This window comes from Actinomycetospora callitridis (assembly GCF_028737265.1).
GTDB classification, from domain to species: Bacteria; Actinomycetota; Actinomycetes; order Mycobacteriales; family Pseudonocardiaceae; genus Actinomycetospora; species Actinomycetospora callitridis.
In genome coordinates, this window is sequence record NZ_JAQZAK010000004.1 from 159219 (window position 1) to 175532 (window position 16314).

At 73.2% G+C, this 16314-nt stretch carries 16 protein-coding genes; 7 read left to right on the forward strand and 9 right to left on the reverse strand.

The annotated features are described in order from the left end of the window. Positions 1–3 precede the first annotated feature (3 nt). The gene (locus tag PH191_RS15205; protein WP_274195466.1) at positions 4–861 is read right to left on the reverse strand and encodes an alpha/beta fold hydrolase; all 858 of its coding nucleotides are present in this window, start codon (positions 859–861) and stop codon (positions 4–6) included. 162 nt (positions 862–1023) lie between these two features. Here PH191_RS15205 and PH191_RS15210 point away from each other — a divergent pair, with 162 nt between their 5' ends. Next, the gene (locus tag PH191_RS15210) at positions 1024–1797 is read left to right on the forward strand and encodes a methyltransferase domain-containing protein (protein WP_274195467.1); all 774 of its coding nucleotides are present in this window, start codon (positions 1024–1026) and stop codon (positions 1795–1797) included. Between the two features lie 7 nt (positions 1798–1804). On the opposite strand, the gene PH191_RS15215 is transcribed toward PH191_RS15210, so the two are convergent. The 3 genes from PH191_RS15215 to PH191_RS15225 all read right to left on the reverse strand — a co-directional run bounded on the left by PH191_RS15215 (position 1805) and on the right by PH191_RS15225 (position 4567). Next, complete coding sequence (locus tag PH191_RS15215) at positions 1805–2863, reverse strand: fatty acid desaturase family protein (RefSeq protein ID WP_274195468.1); 1059 nt, start codon at positions 2861–2863, stop codon at positions 1805–1807. 118 nt (positions 2864–2981) lie between these two features. Further along, positions 2982–3680: a CDP-alcohol phosphatidyltransferase family protein gene (locus tag PH191_RS15220; RefSeq protein WP_274195469.1), complete on the reverse strand. Its 699-nt coding sequence runs from the start codon at positions 3678–3680 to the stop codon at positions 2982–2984. A gap of 11 nt (positions 3681–3691) precedes the next feature. Beyond that, positions 3692–4567: an endonuclease/exonuclease/phosphatase family protein gene (locus PH191_RS15225; protein ID WP_274195470.1), complete on the reverse strand. Its 876-nt coding sequence runs from the start codon at positions 4565–4567 to the stop codon at positions 3692–3694. 49 nt (positions 4568–4616) lie between these two features. Here PH191_RS15225 and PH191_RS15230 point away from each other — a divergent pair, with 49 nt between their 5' ends. After that, the gene (locus PH191_RS15230) at positions 4617–5084 is read left to right on the forward strand and encodes an MEKHLA domain-containing protein (RefSeq protein ID WP_274195471.1); all 468 of its coding nucleotides are present in this window, start codon (positions 4617–4619) and stop codon (positions 5082–5084) included. A gap of 232 nt (positions 5085–5316) precedes the next feature. Continuing rightward, positions 5317–7320 carry an HNH endonuclease signature motif containing protein gene (locus tag PH191_RS15235; protein WP_274195472.1) on the forward strand — a complete coding sequence of 668 codons (2004 nt, stop codon included), beginning with the start codon at positions 5317–5319 and terminating at the stop codon, positions 7318–7320. A gap of 102 nt (positions 7321–7422) precedes the next feature. On the opposite strand, the gene fmdA is transcribed toward PH191_RS15235, so the two are convergent. The 4 genes from fmdA to PH191_RS15255 form a co-directional block, all read right to left on the reverse strand. Beyond that, positions 7423–8676, reverse strand: a complete 1254-nt coding sequence (gene fmdA / locus PH191_RS15240) for a formamidase (protein WP_274195473.1) — start codon at positions 8674–8676, stop codon at positions 7423–7425. Between the two features lie 52 nt (positions 8677–8728). Further along, positions 8729–9370: an AmiS/UreI family transporter gene (locus PH191_RS15245; RefSeq protein WP_274195474.1), complete on the reverse strand. Its 642-nt coding sequence runs from the start codon at positions 9368–9370 to the stop codon at positions 8729–8731. Between the two features lie 122 nt (positions 9371–9492). Continuing rightward, positions 9493–9780: an FmdB family zinc ribbon protein gene (locus tag PH191_RS15250; RefSeq protein WP_274195475.1), complete on the reverse strand. Its 288-nt coding sequence runs from the start codon at positions 9778–9780 to the stop codon at positions 9493–9495. A 140-nt stretch (positions 9781–9920) separates the two neighbouring features. Further along, on the reverse strand, positions 9921–10952 hold the full coding sequence (locus PH191_RS15255) for a substrate-binding domain-containing protein (RefSeq protein WP_274195476.1): 1032 nt from the start codon (positions 10950–10952) through the stop codon (positions 9921–9923). Between the two features lie 168 nt (positions 10953–11120). On the opposite strand from PH191_RS15255, the gene PH191_RS15260 reads away from it, so the two are divergent. The 3 genes from PH191_RS15260 to PH191_RS15270 all read left to right on the forward strand — a co-directional run bounded on the left by PH191_RS15260 (position 11121) and on the right by PH191_RS15270 (position 13056). Then, the gene (locus PH191_RS15260) at positions 11121–11597 is read left to right on the forward strand and encodes a MarR family winged helix-turn-helix transcriptional regulator (RefSeq protein ID WP_274195477.1); all 477 of its coding nucleotides are present in this window, start codon (positions 11121–11123) and stop codon (positions 11595–11597) included. A 77-nt stretch (positions 11598–11674) separates the two neighbouring features. Beyond that, on the forward strand, positions 11675–12079 hold the full coding sequence (locus PH191_RS15265) for a DUF6069 family protein (RefSeq protein ID WP_274195478.1): 405 nt from the start codon (positions 11675–11677) through the stop codon (positions 12077–12079). 113 nt (positions 12080–12192) lie between these two features. Continuing rightward, positions 12193–13056: a DedA family protein gene (locus PH191_RS15270; RefSeq protein ID WP_274195479.1), complete on the forward strand. Its 864-nt coding sequence runs from the start codon at positions 12193–12195 to the stop codon at positions 13054–13056. A gap of 69 nt (positions 13057–13125) precedes the next feature. On the opposite strand, the gene PH191_RS15275 is transcribed toward PH191_RS15270, so the two are convergent. Then, positions 13126–13548 (reverse strand): hypothetical protein, encoded by a 423-nt coding sequence (locus PH191_RS15275; protein ID WP_274195480.1) that lies wholly within the window; start codon positions 13546–13548, stop codon positions 13126–13128. A 718-nt stretch (positions 13549–14266) separates the two neighbouring features. Between PH191_RS15275 and PH191_RS15280 the strand changes: the two genes are divergently transcribed. Further along, on the forward strand, positions 14267–16309 hold the full coding sequence (locus PH191_RS15280) for a DEAD/DEAH box helicase (protein WP_274195481.1): 2043 nt from the start codon (positions 14267–14269) through the stop codon (positions 16307–16309). The last annotated feature ends 5 nt before the right edge of the window (positions 16310–16314 follow it).

Genomic DNA, 16314 nt, shown 5'->3' on the forward strand with positions numbered 1-16314 from the left:
GCGCTAGGCGAAGTGCTCGAGCAGGAGCGCGGTCGTGCGCTCCGGGGCGTGGGCGGGGATCCAGTGCCCGACGCGGGGCAGGCGCTCGTAGCGCCAGGGACCGGTGACGAAGCGCTGGGAGTCGGTCATCTGCCGCTCGGTGAGGGCGGGGTCCCGATCGCTCCACACCCCGAGCACCGGGCACCCGATCGCCGGCATCTCCAGCGGCCCCTCGGTGGCCGCGAAGATCCCCGGCGGCATGTTGGCGCGGTACCAGTTGAAGCCCGCGACGAGCGCGCCCGGCCGCTCCAGGTCCGCGATCTGCGTCTCGACCAGGGCGTCGGCGCCGCGGGGCACGCCGTCGTGGGCCCACTCCCGGAACCACCGCCAGTCGTCGGCGGGCAGCTGCGCCTCGGCGACCCCGGGGAACTGGAACCAGAGCATGTACCAGGAGAGTTGCTTCTGGACGAAGCCCGCCGACGCGAACGCCTGCGGGTGGCCGACCGAGAACGCGGCGAGGCGCGTGACCCGCTCGGGCGCGAACGCGGCGAACGCCCAGGCGACCAGCGCGCCCCAGTCGTGCCCGGCGACGCGGACCTCGCCGACCTCCAGGGCGTCCAGCAGCCCGAGGAGGTCGCCGAGCACGGTCCGCAGCCCGTAGCGCTCGACCTCCGCGGGGCGCTCGGAGTCCCCGAACCCCCGCAGGTCGGGGGCGATCACCCGGAAGCCCCGGGCGGCCAGGGTGTCGATCTGGTGCTGCCAGAGCGTCGCGCGGTCGGGCCAGCCGTGCAGGAGCAGCACCGCCGGCCCCTCACCGCCCTCAACGACGTTGAGCGTGATGCCGTCGAGCGCGATGCGGCGTGCGGTCGGGGTGGTCGACACGGGGATCTCCTCGCGAGGGGCGGTGGACCGTCCGAGGGTCGCAGCAGCGGGCGAGCGGAGCACGACGACCGGGGGGCCACGCGATCGGCGGCGTCCCCGACCCCTGTCCTCGACTCCCGTCCTTCACTACGGTCACTCGACCGACGAGGGACGGGGCGCCCGATGGCCATGTTGGGGTTCGACGACGAGGGGGCCCGGCGCCTGCAGCGCGTCTACTCCACCCCCGACGTGGTGGCACAGCGGGCCGAGGTACTCCGCCTGCTCCGCCCGGCCGCCGGTGAGACCGTGCTCGACGTCGGCTCGGGTCCGGGTTTCCTGGTCGGTGCGATCGCCGACGCCGTCGGGGCCGACGGCGTGGTGCGCGGGCTCGACCCCAGCCCGGCGATGAACGCCATGGCCACGGCGCACTGCGCGGACCGTCCCCAGGTCCGCATCGACGAGGGGGACGCCGCCGCGCTCCCCTACCCCGACGAGGCCTTCGACGCCGTCGTCTCGACGCAGGTCTACGAGTACGTGGCCGACGTCCTCGGCGCCTTCGTCGAGGCCCGGCGGGTCCTGCGCCCGGGCGGTCGGTTCGTCGTCCTCGACACCGACTGGGAGTCGATGGTGTGGCACGCCGCCGACCGTGAGCTGCACCGGCGGGTGCTGGCGGCCTGGGAGGAGCACCTGGTCGACCCACGGCTGCCCCGCATCCTGCCCGGGCTCCTGGAGCGGGCGGGCTTCCGCGTGGCCGAGCGCGTGCTGATCCCGTTGTTCAACCCCGTCTACGACGAGAACACCTACAGCGCGGGGACGATCGAGGTCATCGGCGACTTCGTCACCGGACGCCAGGGACTCACCGAGGAGGACGTCGCGCGCTGGGCCGACGACCTGCGCTCGCGGGGCACCGACTACCTGTTCACCATCAACCGGTACTGCTTCGTCGCGACGGGCTGAGCGTCGCTCACGTCCCGAGGCGCGCCGGGGCGCTGACCGCCCGCAGGTGCCGCAGCCCCTGCGCGTAGGACTCGACCAGGGACGTCTCGGTGTACGGGATCGCGTGGCGGTCGCAGAACGCGCGGACCATCGGCTGGGCGTGGCGCAGGTTCATGCGCGGCATGCGCGGGAAGAGGTGGTGCTCGATCTGGTAGTTCAGCCCGCCGAGCACGAGGTCGACGACCCGGCCGCCCCGGATGTTGCGCGAGGTCAGCACCTGGCTGCGGACGGGGTCGAGCTTCTCCGTGGCGGTCGGCATGGGCATGCCCTTGTGCCCCGGCGCGAACGAGCAGCCGAGGTACAGGCCGAACAGCCCCTGGTGGACGACGATGAAGACCACGGCCACGCCCGGCGAGAGCACGAGGAAGACCGCCGCGAAGTAGAGGGCGGTGTGCGCCACGAGCAGGACGATCTCCAGCCGCAGCCGGGGCACCCGGCGGGCGAGGAGCGACCGGACCGCGGAGATGTGCAGGTCCACGCCCTCGAGCAGCAGCAGCGGGAAGAACAGGCCCGCCTGGTGGCGGATCACGAAGCGGCCGATCGGTCCGCGGCGCGGCGCCGAGGGGCCGGTGGCCTGGGCGTCGGTGAGGGCGAAGACCCCGAGGTCGACGTCGGGGTCGCGCTCCTCGTGGTTGGGGTTCGCGTGGTGGGCGTTGTGCTTGCCGACCCACCACCCGTACCCGAGCCCGATGAGCAGGTCCCCGTGCACGTAACCGACGACGTCGTTGGCCCTCTTGCTGGCGAAGATCTGGAGGTGGCCGGCGTCGTGGCCGATGAACCCGAACTGGACGAACAGCGCCGCGAAGGCCGCCGCGGTGACCAGCTGCCACCACGAGTCCCCGATCATCACGAAGGCGACCGCGACGGCGCCGAAGACCAGGGCCGTCACGACGATCTTCACGAGGTAGCGGGCCCGGCGGCGGTCCATCAGACCGGCCTCGCGGACCTGGGCGAACAGCTCCGCGTACCCGCCGCCCTTGGGGAGGTTCGCCCCCGTCACGACAGCAGGATTCGGCAGTGAACTCATGTAGATATGTCCCTCGGAGCGCGGATCGACGGGCGGTGACCTGCGCAGAACCAGGGTCCGAGGCTCGGGCGGCTTCCCCGGACACTACCTGTGCCCGGGTGATGCGGCGCTCCGGTCGCTAGTCGCCGGGGTCGGCGTCGAGCACCTTCCGCGGCTGTCCGCGCAGCCGTCGCCGGACGTTCACCACCAGTTGCACCGTGGTCACGAGGGTCATGACCGTCCAGAGGGCGGCGCCGACGGTGACGGTCGGCGCGGCCGCCGGGGGCACGATCCCCGCGGCGGCGAGCGAGAGGCCGCCGACCACCAACCGGGCCGGGCGCTCGGGGAGCGTGACCACGCCGATCTCGACCATGCCGGCCGCGCCCGCGCTGGACCGGATCGACTCGTCGAGCAGCGTCAGCACCGCCGCCGCCGCGCACAGCGGCCCGGGGGCGCCGAGGACCCACAGCCCGGCGATCATCGCCACGTCGCCGACGCGGTCGACGAGCTGGTCGAGCACCTGACCCCAGGCGCTCGAGCTGCCGGTCAGCTCCGCGACGGCGCCGTCGATCCCGTCGAGCACCGCGACGACCACCACGAGCGCCGCGGCGAGCAGGGCCCACCGGCCCCCGAGCGCGGCGACGCCGCCGACGGCGACCGCGCCGATGCCGCCGGCGGCCGTCACCCAGGTCGCCGGGATGCCGCGACGGGCCAGCGGCGCACCGAGGGCGTGCGCGAGGCGGAGCCAGGCCATGGTGGGCCGGGAGGACCGGACGTCGTAGCCCCCGTGCGCCCGCGACCACCGGTCGACGTAGGCCTCGAGGTCGTCGACGTCCACGGGCCGGGACCCTACTGGCGGGTACCGCTCGAGCGCTGCGGTCCCTCGAGGCGGAGATCGGCGACGACGGGGTCGTGGTCGCTCGGAGGTGCGCCCGAGGCGGGATCGCGGTCGCGCACGATGGCGGCCGACTCGACGCTCCAGGCTCCCCCGGGCCCCCCGACGAGGATCCAGTCGAGGCGCAGGGGTGCGCGGCCGTTGCGCGCGCGGTGGAACGAGCGCACGACGTGGGACCGGACGCCCCCGAAGCCGTGGAAGGTGGCCGCGTCCGCGCCCCCGTCCCCACCGACGGCGAGGTAGGTGTCCTCGAAGCCCTCCGCGAGGAACGAGCGGTGGGGCGCGGAGTCGGCCGGGCAGTTGAAGTCCCCGGTCACCACCGTCGGCAGGCCGCCGTTCGTGCGCACGAGCAGCAGCTCGGCGCCCCGCTCGCGGGCGAGGGCGCTCCAGTGGTCGAGGTGCGTGTTGACGTGCCGGAAGACCACCCCGGTGCCGCGGACGGCGAAGGTCACCCCGTGCGCGGTGCGGACGTTGCGCGAGCCCCACGCGGTGGACGGCACGTCCGGGGTCTCGCTGAGCCAGAAGCCGTCGGCGTCGAGCACGTCGAGCCGGTCGGGGTCGTAGAGGATCGCGTTGTACTCCGGACGTCGGCGGGTGCCCGCCGCCGGACCGAGGACGAGCCGGTAGCCGGAGAGCTGCTCGCGGTAGGTGGCGAGCGCCTCGGCCTGGAGCTCCTGCACGCCGAGGACGTCCGGCGCCCCACGGCGCACGACGTCGGCATTGAGCCCGGCCCGCCGCGACCACCGGAGCCGGCCGTCCACGGGCGACGAGAAGCCCCGGACGTTGAAGCTCATGACCCGCAGCCGGGTCGGTCCGCCGGCGATGGGCACCTCCACACCGTTCGATCGCTCCGGACCACACGACCTACGCTCTGCCGCCATGCGGTCCGCGCTCGAGATCTTCCTGCGCATCGAGCAGAGCCATCAGAGCATGGTCGGCGGGGCGCTGGTACCGATCGACGGGGACGCCGAGGCGCGGGAGCGGTGGCTGTACGAGCAGGCGCCGTTCGGGCTCCTCGCCCACGACGGTGGGGCGGACCCGCGGTTCGTCTACGCGAACCTCACCGCCCTGCGGTGGTTCGAGTACGCCTGGGACGACCTGATCGGACGGCCCTCCCGGCAGTCGGCGGGCCCCGAGGAGCAGGCCGAGCGCGACCGGCTGCTCGCCGAGGCCGCGCGCCGGGGCTGGTCCGACGGCTACCGCGGCGTCCGCGTCTCCCGGACGGGACGCCGGTTCCGGATCGAGGACGTGCTGATGTGGAACCTCATCGACGATGCCGGCGGGCGGTGCGGTCAGGCCGCGATGATCCGGACCTGCCGTCCGGCTACGGACGACCCGAGCGGGTGAATCGGACGTACGGGCAGATGGTCAGCTCTGTGGGCGAGGACCCGCACGGCGGGGCAGGTCCCCACGCCTGGACCGCCTCCCGTCGGTGCGCGGGAACCCTCCGAGACCGGAGCTGACGGCGTGACGACGAACTGCCGAGCAGGGGATCGTTATCGTGCTGTGACCTCGTCGGTCGCTGTGGAGGTCCCTCGAGGGGCCGGCATTGTCGGGGGTCGGGGCTAGCGTTCTGGTCGTGAGCATCGACCACGGTGTCCGGGTCGGCCTGGTGGCCGAGCTGGACGCTCTCGCGCCCGGCGCGGAGCTGGCCGCTGCTCTGGAGTGCCTGTCGCCGGCCGCGTTGACGGGTGAGGATCTGGCCGCCTACGTGCGGGGCCGGTGGCGGTTGCAGAACCGGGCGACCGCCGAGCTGCTCGAGGGGCTGCACCATCTGGGGCGCGCCCAGGCGGGTCGCACCGAGCGGCTGGGGTCGTGCGACGAGTTCTCCGGCGACGAGGTGTCGGCGCTGCTGGGCTGGTCGCGCACCATGTCCTCGCGCAAGCTCGACCTGGCCGACGACCTGCTCGTGCGCCTCCCCGAGGTCGGCGACGCCCTGTTCGGCGGGTGGCTCGACGAACCCAAGGCCCGCACGATCTGCGACCAGACCCGCGACCTCGCCGACGACCACGCCCACGAGGTGTGCCGGATCGTGCTGCCCGAGGCGCCGGAGCTGCCGGTCGGCGCGTTGATCGAGCGCATCGAGCAGGTCGCGACGGCGCTGGACCCGCAGTGGGCCCAGCGCCGCCGCCAGCGCGCCGAGGCACGGGCGCGGGTGATCCTCTCGCCGACCCCGTCCGGGACTGCGAACCTGTCGTTCTGCGACGCGCCCGCCCCCGACGGCATCGCCTCCCAGGCCCGCATCGACGCGCTCGCCGCGGCCGTGCGCCACCTCGGTGTCCTCACGCCGATCGGGGTGCTGCGGTTGCGGGTCGGGTTGCGGCTGCTCGACGGCTCCACCGCCGGGATGGACGACCGCACCATCGCATTCCTGCTCGCCGCCGAGTACCACGCCCAGAACACCCCGCAAGACCCCGACGACGGGCCCCACAACACCGGCGACGACGACGGCCCCGACAGCGGGCCGGACGACGACGGCCCCGGCGACGGCGGCCCCGGCGACGGCGGCCCCGGCGACGGCGGCCCCGGCGACGGCGGCCCCGACGATGGCGGCCCCGACGAGGAGGGCCCGGATGACGATCGCGTCGCGACCGTGCCCGGACCGCGTTCACCGTCGGAGCAGGGCGTCCTCGACCTCCCCGACCTCCCGGACGCCACCGAACCCGCGGTGCCGCTCGACCCGCCCGACACCGGTCCGGGCCGGATCCGGGAGGGCTGCGTGGAGGTGCGGCTGCGGCTGACCACCGCCCTCGGGCTCGACGAGCACCCCGGCAGCGTCCCCGGCTACGGCGCCGTCCTCGCCGGCGACGCCCGCACGCTCGCCCTGCGACACCGCAGCGGCGAGTGGCGTGTCGTGCTGACCGACGACCAGGGCCGACTCCAGCACGTCCTGCTCGCCCGACGCCGACCTCCCGACCCCCGGGGCCTGGCTCGGGCGCGGGGACGCCGGGCATCGATCGTCGAGCTCCAGGTCCCGACGACGCTGCTCGCCGCCCTCGACCCCGACGACCACCCCGACTGGGCACCACTCCTGCGCGAACTGCACCAGCGGCTCGCCGACCTCGGCCGCCCCGGCGCGCCACCCGACCGCAACGCCGGGCCTGACGACCAGGCCCGGCGGCGTCCCGGCGCCGAGCTCGACCGCTGGATCCGGGTCCGCGACCGGCACTGCGTCGCGCCCTGGTGCCGACGCCCCGCCCACAAAGCCGACCTCGACCACACCCTCGCCCACGCCCGGGGCGGGCCCACCTCCTCGTGGAACCTCGGCGCCTGGTGCACCCACGATCACCGCGCCAAACACCACGCCCCGTGGACGGTCCGCCAACCCCGCCCCGGACAGTTCGTCATCCGCACCCGCGCCGGCATCACCCACACCAGCCACCTCAAGCGGATCACCGAGCCGCTCCCCGCGCCGAAGCCGGCCGCCCACCCGCGACCGCTGCCCGACGACGGCTGGGCCGACGACCGCCCCGACGCCGGCGACGACATCGACCCCGACTGGTACCGGAAGCTCACCACCAAGGCCCGTCCCACGACGACCACCCCGACCCGCAGCACCTACAACGACGAGCCACCGTTCTGAGGGTGTCCGGCCTCGATCCGGCCCGCTGCAGGGGTGTGCTCGACGCGCGACCACCCCGACCGCGGATCGCGATCGGAGTGGTCGCCCGGGTGGAGCCGGAACTCACGCGCGGGACATCGGCACTCCCATGCCCGGGTCCACCCGCGCCGGCCCGTTCTTGCCGGGCTTGACGTCGAAGTCGAAGATCCCGGTCGGGATGTACACCGTCGAGCACGAGTTCGGGATGTCGACGACGCCGGAGAGCCGGCCCTCGATCGGTGCCGCCCCGAGGATCATGTACGCCTGGATCGCCGAGTAGCCGAACTTGGTGAGGTAGTCGATCGCGTGCAAGCAGGCCCGCTGGTACGACAGGTGCGAGTCGAGGTAGCGCTGCTCGCCGTCGAGCGTCACCGACGTGCCCGAGAAGGCGATCCACTCGCTGTACTGCGGGTCGGTGTTGCCCGGGATGAAGATCGCGTTCTCGGAGACGCCGTAGGTCTCCATGCCGCCCTTGATGAGATCGACGTGCAGGTCGATGAACCCGCCCATCTCGATCGCGCCGCAGAAGGTGATCTCGCCGTCGCCCTGGGAGAAGTGCAGGTCGCCCATCGACAGGTTCGCCCCGTCGACGAAGACCGGGTAGAAGACCCGGCTCCCCTTGGTGAAGTTCTTGATGTCCTGGTTGCCGCCGTTCTCGCGCGGCGGTGCGGTGCGGGCCGCCTCGTGGCGGGCCCGCTCGAAGTCGTCACCGGTGAGCGAGCCGAGGATCGCCGCCTCGGGCTGGGGCGGCAGGGCCAGCGGCGGGACCGCCTGCGGGTTCGTGTCGATGAGCGCCTGCTCGCGGGAGTTCCACTTGTTCAGCAGGTCGCGCGAGGGCGCGGTGCCCATGAGGCCGGGGTGCACGATGCCGGTGAAGGCCACCCCCGGCACGTGGCGCGACGTCGCCTGGCCGCCCCGGAAGTCCCAGATCACCTTGTAGGCGTCCGGGAACTGGTCGGTGAGGAAGCCGCCGCCGTTCGTCTTCGCGAACACCCCGGTGTAGCCCCAGCCCTGACCGGCCAGCGGACCGGAGTCCTCCTGCGGGATCGGGCCGACGTCGAGGATGTCCACGATCAGCAGGTCGCCGGGCTGCGCGCCCTCGACCGAGATCGGGCCGGAGAGCACGTGCACGTTGTTGAGCGGGGCGTTGAGGATGTCGTCGGCGGAGTCGTCGTTGTGGATCGCGCCGTCGAACCACTCGCGGCAGTCCACACGGAACGAGTCGCCCGGCTTGACGTGCACCCGGGCGGGGACGTCGGGGTGCCAGCGGTTGTGGCCGACGATCTGCTGGTCGGTGAACGACTTGGTGCTGTCGAGCGGGAAGACCTTCTGCGGCATCGGACTCTCCTTGCTGGGCGGGGCTGGGGACGGGCTGGGTGAGCCGGGACCGTCAGGCGACGGCGGCGTGGTCGCCGGTGGGGGCGGCGGGCGCCGCGGGCGCGGGCTGCCGACGAGCCCACGGGATCAGGGCGAGGAACACGACGACGCCGAAGATCGCGAGGCCGATCGCCAGCGGGACGCCGATCTCCGTGTAGACGCCGGTCAGGAGCAGGAACGCCGGGATCCACGCGGTCACCCAGCCCTGGATGGCGCACACGGCGCCGGTGTAGCGCCCGATCCCGTCGCGCTTGCGGCCCAGGAGCACGAAGAACAGGGACCAGAGGAAGGCCCAGTAGAGCCAGATGACGCCGAAGGCCGGGTCGGCGAAGCGGAAGAAGTTCAGCGCGGAGAACACGACGGCGGTGATCGCGACGAACAGGCAGAAGTAGCCGAGGCCGGTGCCGTCGAGGTCCCAGGTCAGGTTCACCGCCACGTAGAGGTAGGTGAACGAGAAGAGGAAGAGGCCCGACGCCGCGAGGATGACGTCGGCGTCACCGTCCGCGGTGAAGATCAGGTAGAGCGGCGTGATGATCTGCAGTCCGCCGACGAAGAAGTTCATCGGCGCGGCCGACTTCGCGTCGATCCACCCCAGCAGCATGACGCCGTTGATGAAGAGCACGGCGCCGACGAAGAGCAGGCCGACGCTAGCCACGGGGCGGCCTCACTCGGGTGAGCAGCATGGGAATCCCTTTCGGACGAGGGCAGGACGACAGGGCCGTTCCGGCGAAGGCCGGACGGTGGGGACGAGCGGACGGTCGCGGGGAGCGGACGGGCTCAGGGGCGCGGCAGCGCCGCGGTGCGGGGATCGAGACGAGGGGCGGGCCGCGGGCGCGACGCCCGGGCCGGCGGGGCGGAGACCACGGTGGGCTCGGTGCGCGAGGCCTCGGCGCGGTCGATCGCCGCGACCCGCGTGCGGTCGGCCAGCCCGAGCCGGGGCACGGTGATCATCCGCCGGGCCTCGCCGCCGCAGGTCGGGCAGGAGATCATCGCCGGCGCGGCGCCCATCGGCGCCGTGACCTCGGCAGGCCCGTCCTCACCGCACCGGTACGCGTACAGGGGCATCCGTCGGGCTCCCTTCGTCGCGACCGACCGCCGAGAGGTGGCAGATGTCACGCATGAGAAATGATTTCCTGGGAAAGTAGCCGCGTGCCGACGAGACTGTCAACGGCCGTCGCGGGCCGTCGCGAGCCGGGTTCGGACGGTCACAGCTGCTGGACGACGTCCCAGGTCAGGCCGTCGGCGATCGCCAGGAAGACCCGCTGCCGCAGGTGCCGGTCGTGGACCTCGACCGTGCCGCGCGGGCTCTCGTAGGCGAGGCCCTCGGACACCGACATCATCGTCGGCACGTGCGTCGAGCCGGCGCGCCGCGTCAGCTCGGTGAGCAGCCGGACACCCTCGTAGCAGGACTCGCCGAGGCTGTTGAGCACCGGCGCGTCGTCCCCGAACTCACGGAAGTAGGTCGCGGCGAACTCCAGCCCGGAGCTCGTCGCGAGGTCCTCGAAGTAGCCCGCGGAGGTCATCAGGCCGCGCGTGCACTCCGCCCCGGAGGCGAGCAGGACGTTCTCCTCGATCAAGGAGCTGAACCGCAGGATGTCGCGGTCCAGACCCGACGCGCTGAAGGCGCGGTTGAACGCGACGGCGTCGTCGCCGATGAGCAGCATCAGCACGGCCTCGCACCCGCTGGCCTCGACCCGGCGCACGACGCTCGAGAAGTCGGTCGTCCCGAGCGGTACGAACACCTCGTCGCAGACCGTCCCGCCGATCCGCCGCAGGTAGCGCGCCGCCGTCGTGGCCGTCCGGCGGGGCCAGACGTAGTCGTCCCCGACGATCGTCCAGCGTCGGACGCCCGCGGTGCCGGAGAACCAGTCGAGGGTCGGGCCGAGCTGGAGATCCGGCGTCTCGCCGGTGAGGAACACGCCCGGCCGGTTCTCGCCGCCCTCGTAGAGCGCCGTGTAGGCGTACGGGACGCGACCGTCGATGCGGGGGGCGACCGCCTCGCGGACGGCCGAGATGTGCCACCCCGTCACGGCCTGGACGGCGCCGGCGCTCACCAGCGCGTCGACCTCGGTGGCGACCTCCGCCGGGCTGCGGCCGCCGTCGACCGGCACCAGGTTCAGCTCACGGCCGAGGACGCCGCCCTCGGCGTTGATCTCCTGCGCGGCGAGCGCGGCGCAGCTCTCGCACGACGGCCCGAAGATGCCGGCGGGCCCCTGCAGCGGGATCACGAGGGCCATGTCGAGGACGTCGCGACCGCGCGCGGCTCTGCCGCGTGAAGCCGTCGAGTCGACCATTGCTCGACGCTAGCGAGCGGGCCGCCTTCCCGGGCTGCTCCGATCGTACGAGTTCTCCGTTCCCCGATCGCGACTGCCCGATCACCATGCCGTCGCCGCTACCATCGATCGGTGCCCAGCAGCGCGGAACGACCCTCGCCGGACGGCGACGAGTCGCTCCGCCTCCTCTCGCTCGTCGAGCGGACCCTCTCGGGGCGGCTGGAGGAGGCCCTGCGGAGCTGCGACTCCAGCCTCGACCAGTGGCGGATCCTGCGTCTGCTCGCCGACCGCGGCGGCAGCCCGATGAACGTCGTGGCCGACCACGCGATGCTCCTCGCGCCCAAGCTCAGCAAGCTCGTGGACCGCATGGTCGCGGCGAACCTCATCCTGCGGCGGCAGGACCACGAGGACCGACGCCGGGTGCTCATCGTCGTCTCGGAGCGCGGACGACGGGCTCTCGCCGAGTGGGACGAGGCCACCGCCGAGGTCCGCGCCCAGTTCCGGGAGCTGCTCGGCGCCGACGCCGAGCAGTTCGGGACGTTGCTGCGGCGCCTGCGGGACGGCCTCGACCCGGCCGCCCTCGAGCAGTCGACCGCCGTCCCGGGCTGACCATGATCGCTTCGCTGGCGAGCTAAGGCTACCCTGACACGGAGTCGGACGGACCGACCGCTCCGGGAGGGTGCTTCGTGACCAGTTCCGTGCGGCAGACCGTGCCGCCCGCCGCGCCGCCGGCACGCGTCGCGCTGGCGATCGTGCTCGCGGCCCTCGTCGCCGCGGTCGTCAACACGCTCCTCGGGCTCCTGATCGGCGTGATCGAGGGCAGCGGCTACAACCCCACGACCGCCATCGCCTACAGCGTGATCGGGGTGCTGATCGGGGCCGCGGGCTGGGCGCTCGTCCGCCGCGTCGCGCCCCGGCCGGCCGCGGTGCTGCGCTGGCTGGTGCCCCTGGTCGTCGTCCTGAGCTTCATCCCGGACCTGCTGCTGCTCCAGTACGGGCTGTCCGTGCTCCTGGTCGTCGGGCTCATGGTCATGCACGTCGTGTGCGCGGCGGCCGCCGTCCCGGCCTTCCGCCGGGTCCTGCCCGTCTGACCGGGTCCCCGGTGGACCGGGGCGACGCGCCGTCGGCATAGTGGAGATCGCCAGCGTGCACGTCCCTCCCGGCCCGCCCGGGGACGCACGCCCGGAACGGGAGGAGCGCGCCGATGTCGGCCGCGGACGGAACGGGCTCCGACGGGGCGACCACCGAGCGTGCCGCCGAGGGCACCCCCGACGACGCCGGCGCGGGCACCGCCGGGAGCACCGCGACGTCGGCCCCCGCGCGCCGGCGCTGGGGCGACCGGGAGCACAGCCCCGAGGAGATCGAGGCCGCCAAGCAGCAGTGGCGCGACATGCGCCCGTGGGACAGCCCGATGGCCCGCGCCGACAAGGTGCTGATCGGGGCCACGGTCGCGGTCATCGTCTTCGGGCTCGCCTCGCTCCCGTTCCGGCCGTTCCTGCTCGCCTCGCACCCGGTGCTGCTCAGCCTCGCCACCGGCAGCCTCTCGGCCATCGGCGCCGGCGCGGCCTTCGCCCGGGTGGGCGACACCGCGCTCTGGCTGGTGATCGGCGCTGGCGTCATCGGGATGATCAAGTTCGACTGGCTGTTCTGGTGGGCGGGCCGGCGCTGGGGGGCGAAGGGGGTCCGCTTCTTCGTGCCCAGCGAGCGGGCGCAGCGCTTCGTCACGCGCGTCCGGTCCTGGCCCACCTGGATCATGCCGCTGCTCGTGGTCGCGGCGGCCCTGCCGGGCGTCCCGTCCCTGCTCGTGCACCTGCTCGCCGGCCTGGCCGGGATGCGGCTGCTCACGTTCCTGCTCGCCAACGCCGTCGGCGCCGCCCTCGTCGCCGGCCTGGTGGCGGGGCTGGGGTACGGGCTGGGCCAGTACGCCGTCGACGTCGTGCTCGCCGTCGACCGCTACGCCCTCTGGATCACCATCGCGATCGCCGTGTTCGTGGCGTACCGCGCGGGAGCCACCCAGAACCGGAAGGGCAAGGAGCAGCGCGCGGCGGGTCAGGCGCCGGGCGAGTGAGCGCGCCGAGGTCGTCGCAACGCTGCGGTGGGCATGGCGCGGTGACGGTCCCTCGCCGCCGGCCCGAGATCACAACTGGGTGACCTGGCCCGCCTCGATCGCCACGAGCCTCGTGGTCAGGCGTACGTCCGGAGTGTTGGCCGTGGGGAGGATGTCGCACGTCAACCGGAGCGCGAGCCCGGCAGGCGCCGACAGTGTGGCCACGATCGGCATCTGTGTGAAGGCGTTCCCGTTCGCCGTGAAGGACGGGAATGTCGTCTGCTGCGTGAACGCGAGCGGCGAAGCCGGCACCGTGGCGAGAGCACAGGACAGGTTGCGAACCTCGGGGGGCGACACCCCGGAGGCGACCTCGCAGGACACGACGATGTGCAGGGAGTAGTCCCCCGCCGGCACGGAACCCAGATCGAAGGTCACGGGCCCGCCGGGGTAATCGGGAATGATCTGCTCACGGCGCGATGTGTAGACCGTTGGATGAGCCGACGTTCCCGTCATGCGATGTCCCCCTGCCCGCCCCGCGCCGGAGCGCATGTGGACCGCGAGCCCAAGACAAGCACATCGAGGCGGCCCGGAGTCAGTCTGCTCCACTCGATCGGCCCATACCGAATTCGCTAGGCGTCCGTCGTCGCACCGCAGAAGCGCAAGAAGGTCGAACAGCTACCTGACGTTGCGCGTTCATCGATTCTCACGAGCATCACGTGCGCTCCGCCCTCTCCGAAGGCGCCGACGCGGGAGGTGCCGGACGACTGGCAGTCGAACCGCCTCGTCACCCTGACGCTCGAGGCCGACCGGCACCAGAGCGGCGGGCTGCTCCGGAGCTCGCCCGTCCTCCTCCCCCCGGAGCACTCGTGGGGGGCCGCGACAGGCCGATCGGGTGCGCTGCCTCGCCCTTCCGTCGCCAGGCGGTATGCTTGACAGCGAACCCGGCGCGCCGTGCACTGATCGTCCGGCGGGGCCGGCCAGTGCGGTGGATGCCGTCACCCTCGACGTGGTGACGCGGGCCGTTCGGAATCCCGGGCCCCGGCTCTTGGTTTCGTTCGTCCGGGAGGACCACTCCGGTTCTCCCAGCGGCCCATCACCCGCAGCACGATGCCCGGCAGTCCCCTGCCGGGCGTTCCGGAGGAGGTACATGGCTCGACGAGGCCAACCCCAGTCCGGCGGGCGCAACGGCGCCCCCGGGCAGCGGCGGCGAGGACGCAGGCGCGAGGACGTCATGTCCGTGCTCGCCCACGCCGTCGAGGACGTCCGGGCCGCCCTGCGCGGCGGCCGGGTCACGACGTCCACCCGCACGAAGTTCCAGGCCGTCGCCCTGGTGCTGCGCGAGGAGCGCGCCCGCGTCCGCGCGGACGAGACCATCGGGGACTCTCGGCGCACCGAGAAGCTCAAGCGTCTCGACGACATCGCGACCACCCTGGCGAAGACTGCCGTCCGCCACCCGGCGCTCCTGGCTCTGCTCTCCGAGGACGCCGTCGTCACCGACGACGCGCGGTCGCTCAAGCGCGACATGTTGCGCAAGGCCGGCATCGAGGCCGAGGCCGAGGAGGCCCCGGAGCCCGTCGAGGAGCCGGCCGCCGCGCCGACCAAGCCCGCCGTGGTGCCGCAGTCCGTGGTCTCGCGGCAGATGGCGAACCCCTTTCTCGCCCCCGACTTCTCGGCCGCGCGACCGGCCGCTCCCCGGCCCACGCCCCTGAGCGGCTGGGAGCTGCTCGACCCGCTGCTGCGCTCCTTCGAGCGCGCCGGCGACGGCACCTCGGTCTGCATGCCCCTCCCCGAGCCCGGCTCCCGCAAGGCGCCCGGCGGCCGTGAGCTCATGCCGCACCAGGCCCGGCTGGTCGCCGCGGCCGCGGAGGGTCACCGCACCTTCCTGCTCGCCGACGAGCCCGGGCTGGGCAAGACGGCCGAGGCGCTGCTCGCCGCCGAGGCGGCCAAGGCCTATCCCCTGCTCGTCGTCGTGCCGAACGTCGTCAAGACGAACTGGGTGCGCGAGGCCGGCCTGTGGTCCCCCCGCCGCAAGGCCACCGTGATCCAGGGCAACGGCGACTCCGTCGACGGCTTCGCCGACATCGTGGTGGTCAACTACGAGGTGCTCGACCGGCACGTCGGCTGGCTGCGCGAGTTCGGGTTCCGCGGGATGGTCGTCGACGAGGCGCACTTCATCAAGAACAAGACCTCGCAGCGCTCGCAGCACGTGCTCGGGCTCTCCGAGCGCATCCGGGGGTTCACCGCGCGCCCGCTGCTGATGGCCCTCACCGGCACGCCGCTGATCAACGACATCGAGGACTTCCTCGCCATCTGGGAGTTCCTCGGCTGGATCGACGAGAAGAAGCCGCTCGCCGACCTGATGGACGCCCTGACCGCCACCGGTCTGACGCCCGCGGATCCCGGGTTCTCCGCCTCGGCGCGCGAGAGCGTCGTGGACCTCGGCATCGTTCGTCGCCGCAAGGTCGACGTCGCCGCCGACATCCCGCCGCGCCGCATCGCCGACCTGCCCGTCGAGCTGGACGGGCCGACCGGCCGGTCGATCCGCGCCGCCGAGCGCGACCTCGCCGCCCGCATGGTGAAGCGCTACACCGACGCCCTCGCGGCGCGCGGTGCCGCGGCCACCGACGAGATCGACCACGACCTCGTGCGCCGCGTCGCCACGTGGGAGCAGAAGGACGCGGCCGGCTCGTCGTCCGGCGACAACGTCTTCAGCATGATGCGGCGCATCGGGCAGGCGAAGGCCGCCCTCGCCGCCGACTACGCCGCCCAGCTCGCGCGCAGCGCCGGCAAGGTGGTGTTCTTCGCCAAGCACGTCGACGTCATGGACGCCGCCGAGGAGACGTTCGCCAAGCAGGGCGTCCGGTACGCGTCGATCCGCGGCGACCAGACCCCGAGCGTGCGGCAGCGCAACATCGACGCCTTCGTCGAGGACCCGGAGGTCGGCGTCGTGGTCTGCTCGCTCACCGCGGCCGGCGTCGGCATCAACCTCCAGGTCGCCTCCAACGTCGTGCTCGCCGAGCTGCCGTGGACCGCCGCGGAGCAGACCCAGGCGATCGACCGGAGCCACCGCATCGGTCAGTCGCAGCCGGTCACCGCCTGGCGCATCCTCGCCGCGCAGACGATCGACGCCCGGATCGCGGCGCTGATCGACGACAAGGCCGGCCTCGCGGCCGTGGCCCTCGACGGCAGCGACGAGGAGGTCGGATCGTCGACCGACGCGCAGCACGCCGCACTCGTGGCCATGCTGACGGAGGCGCTGTCGGTCCCCGCCTAAGGTGG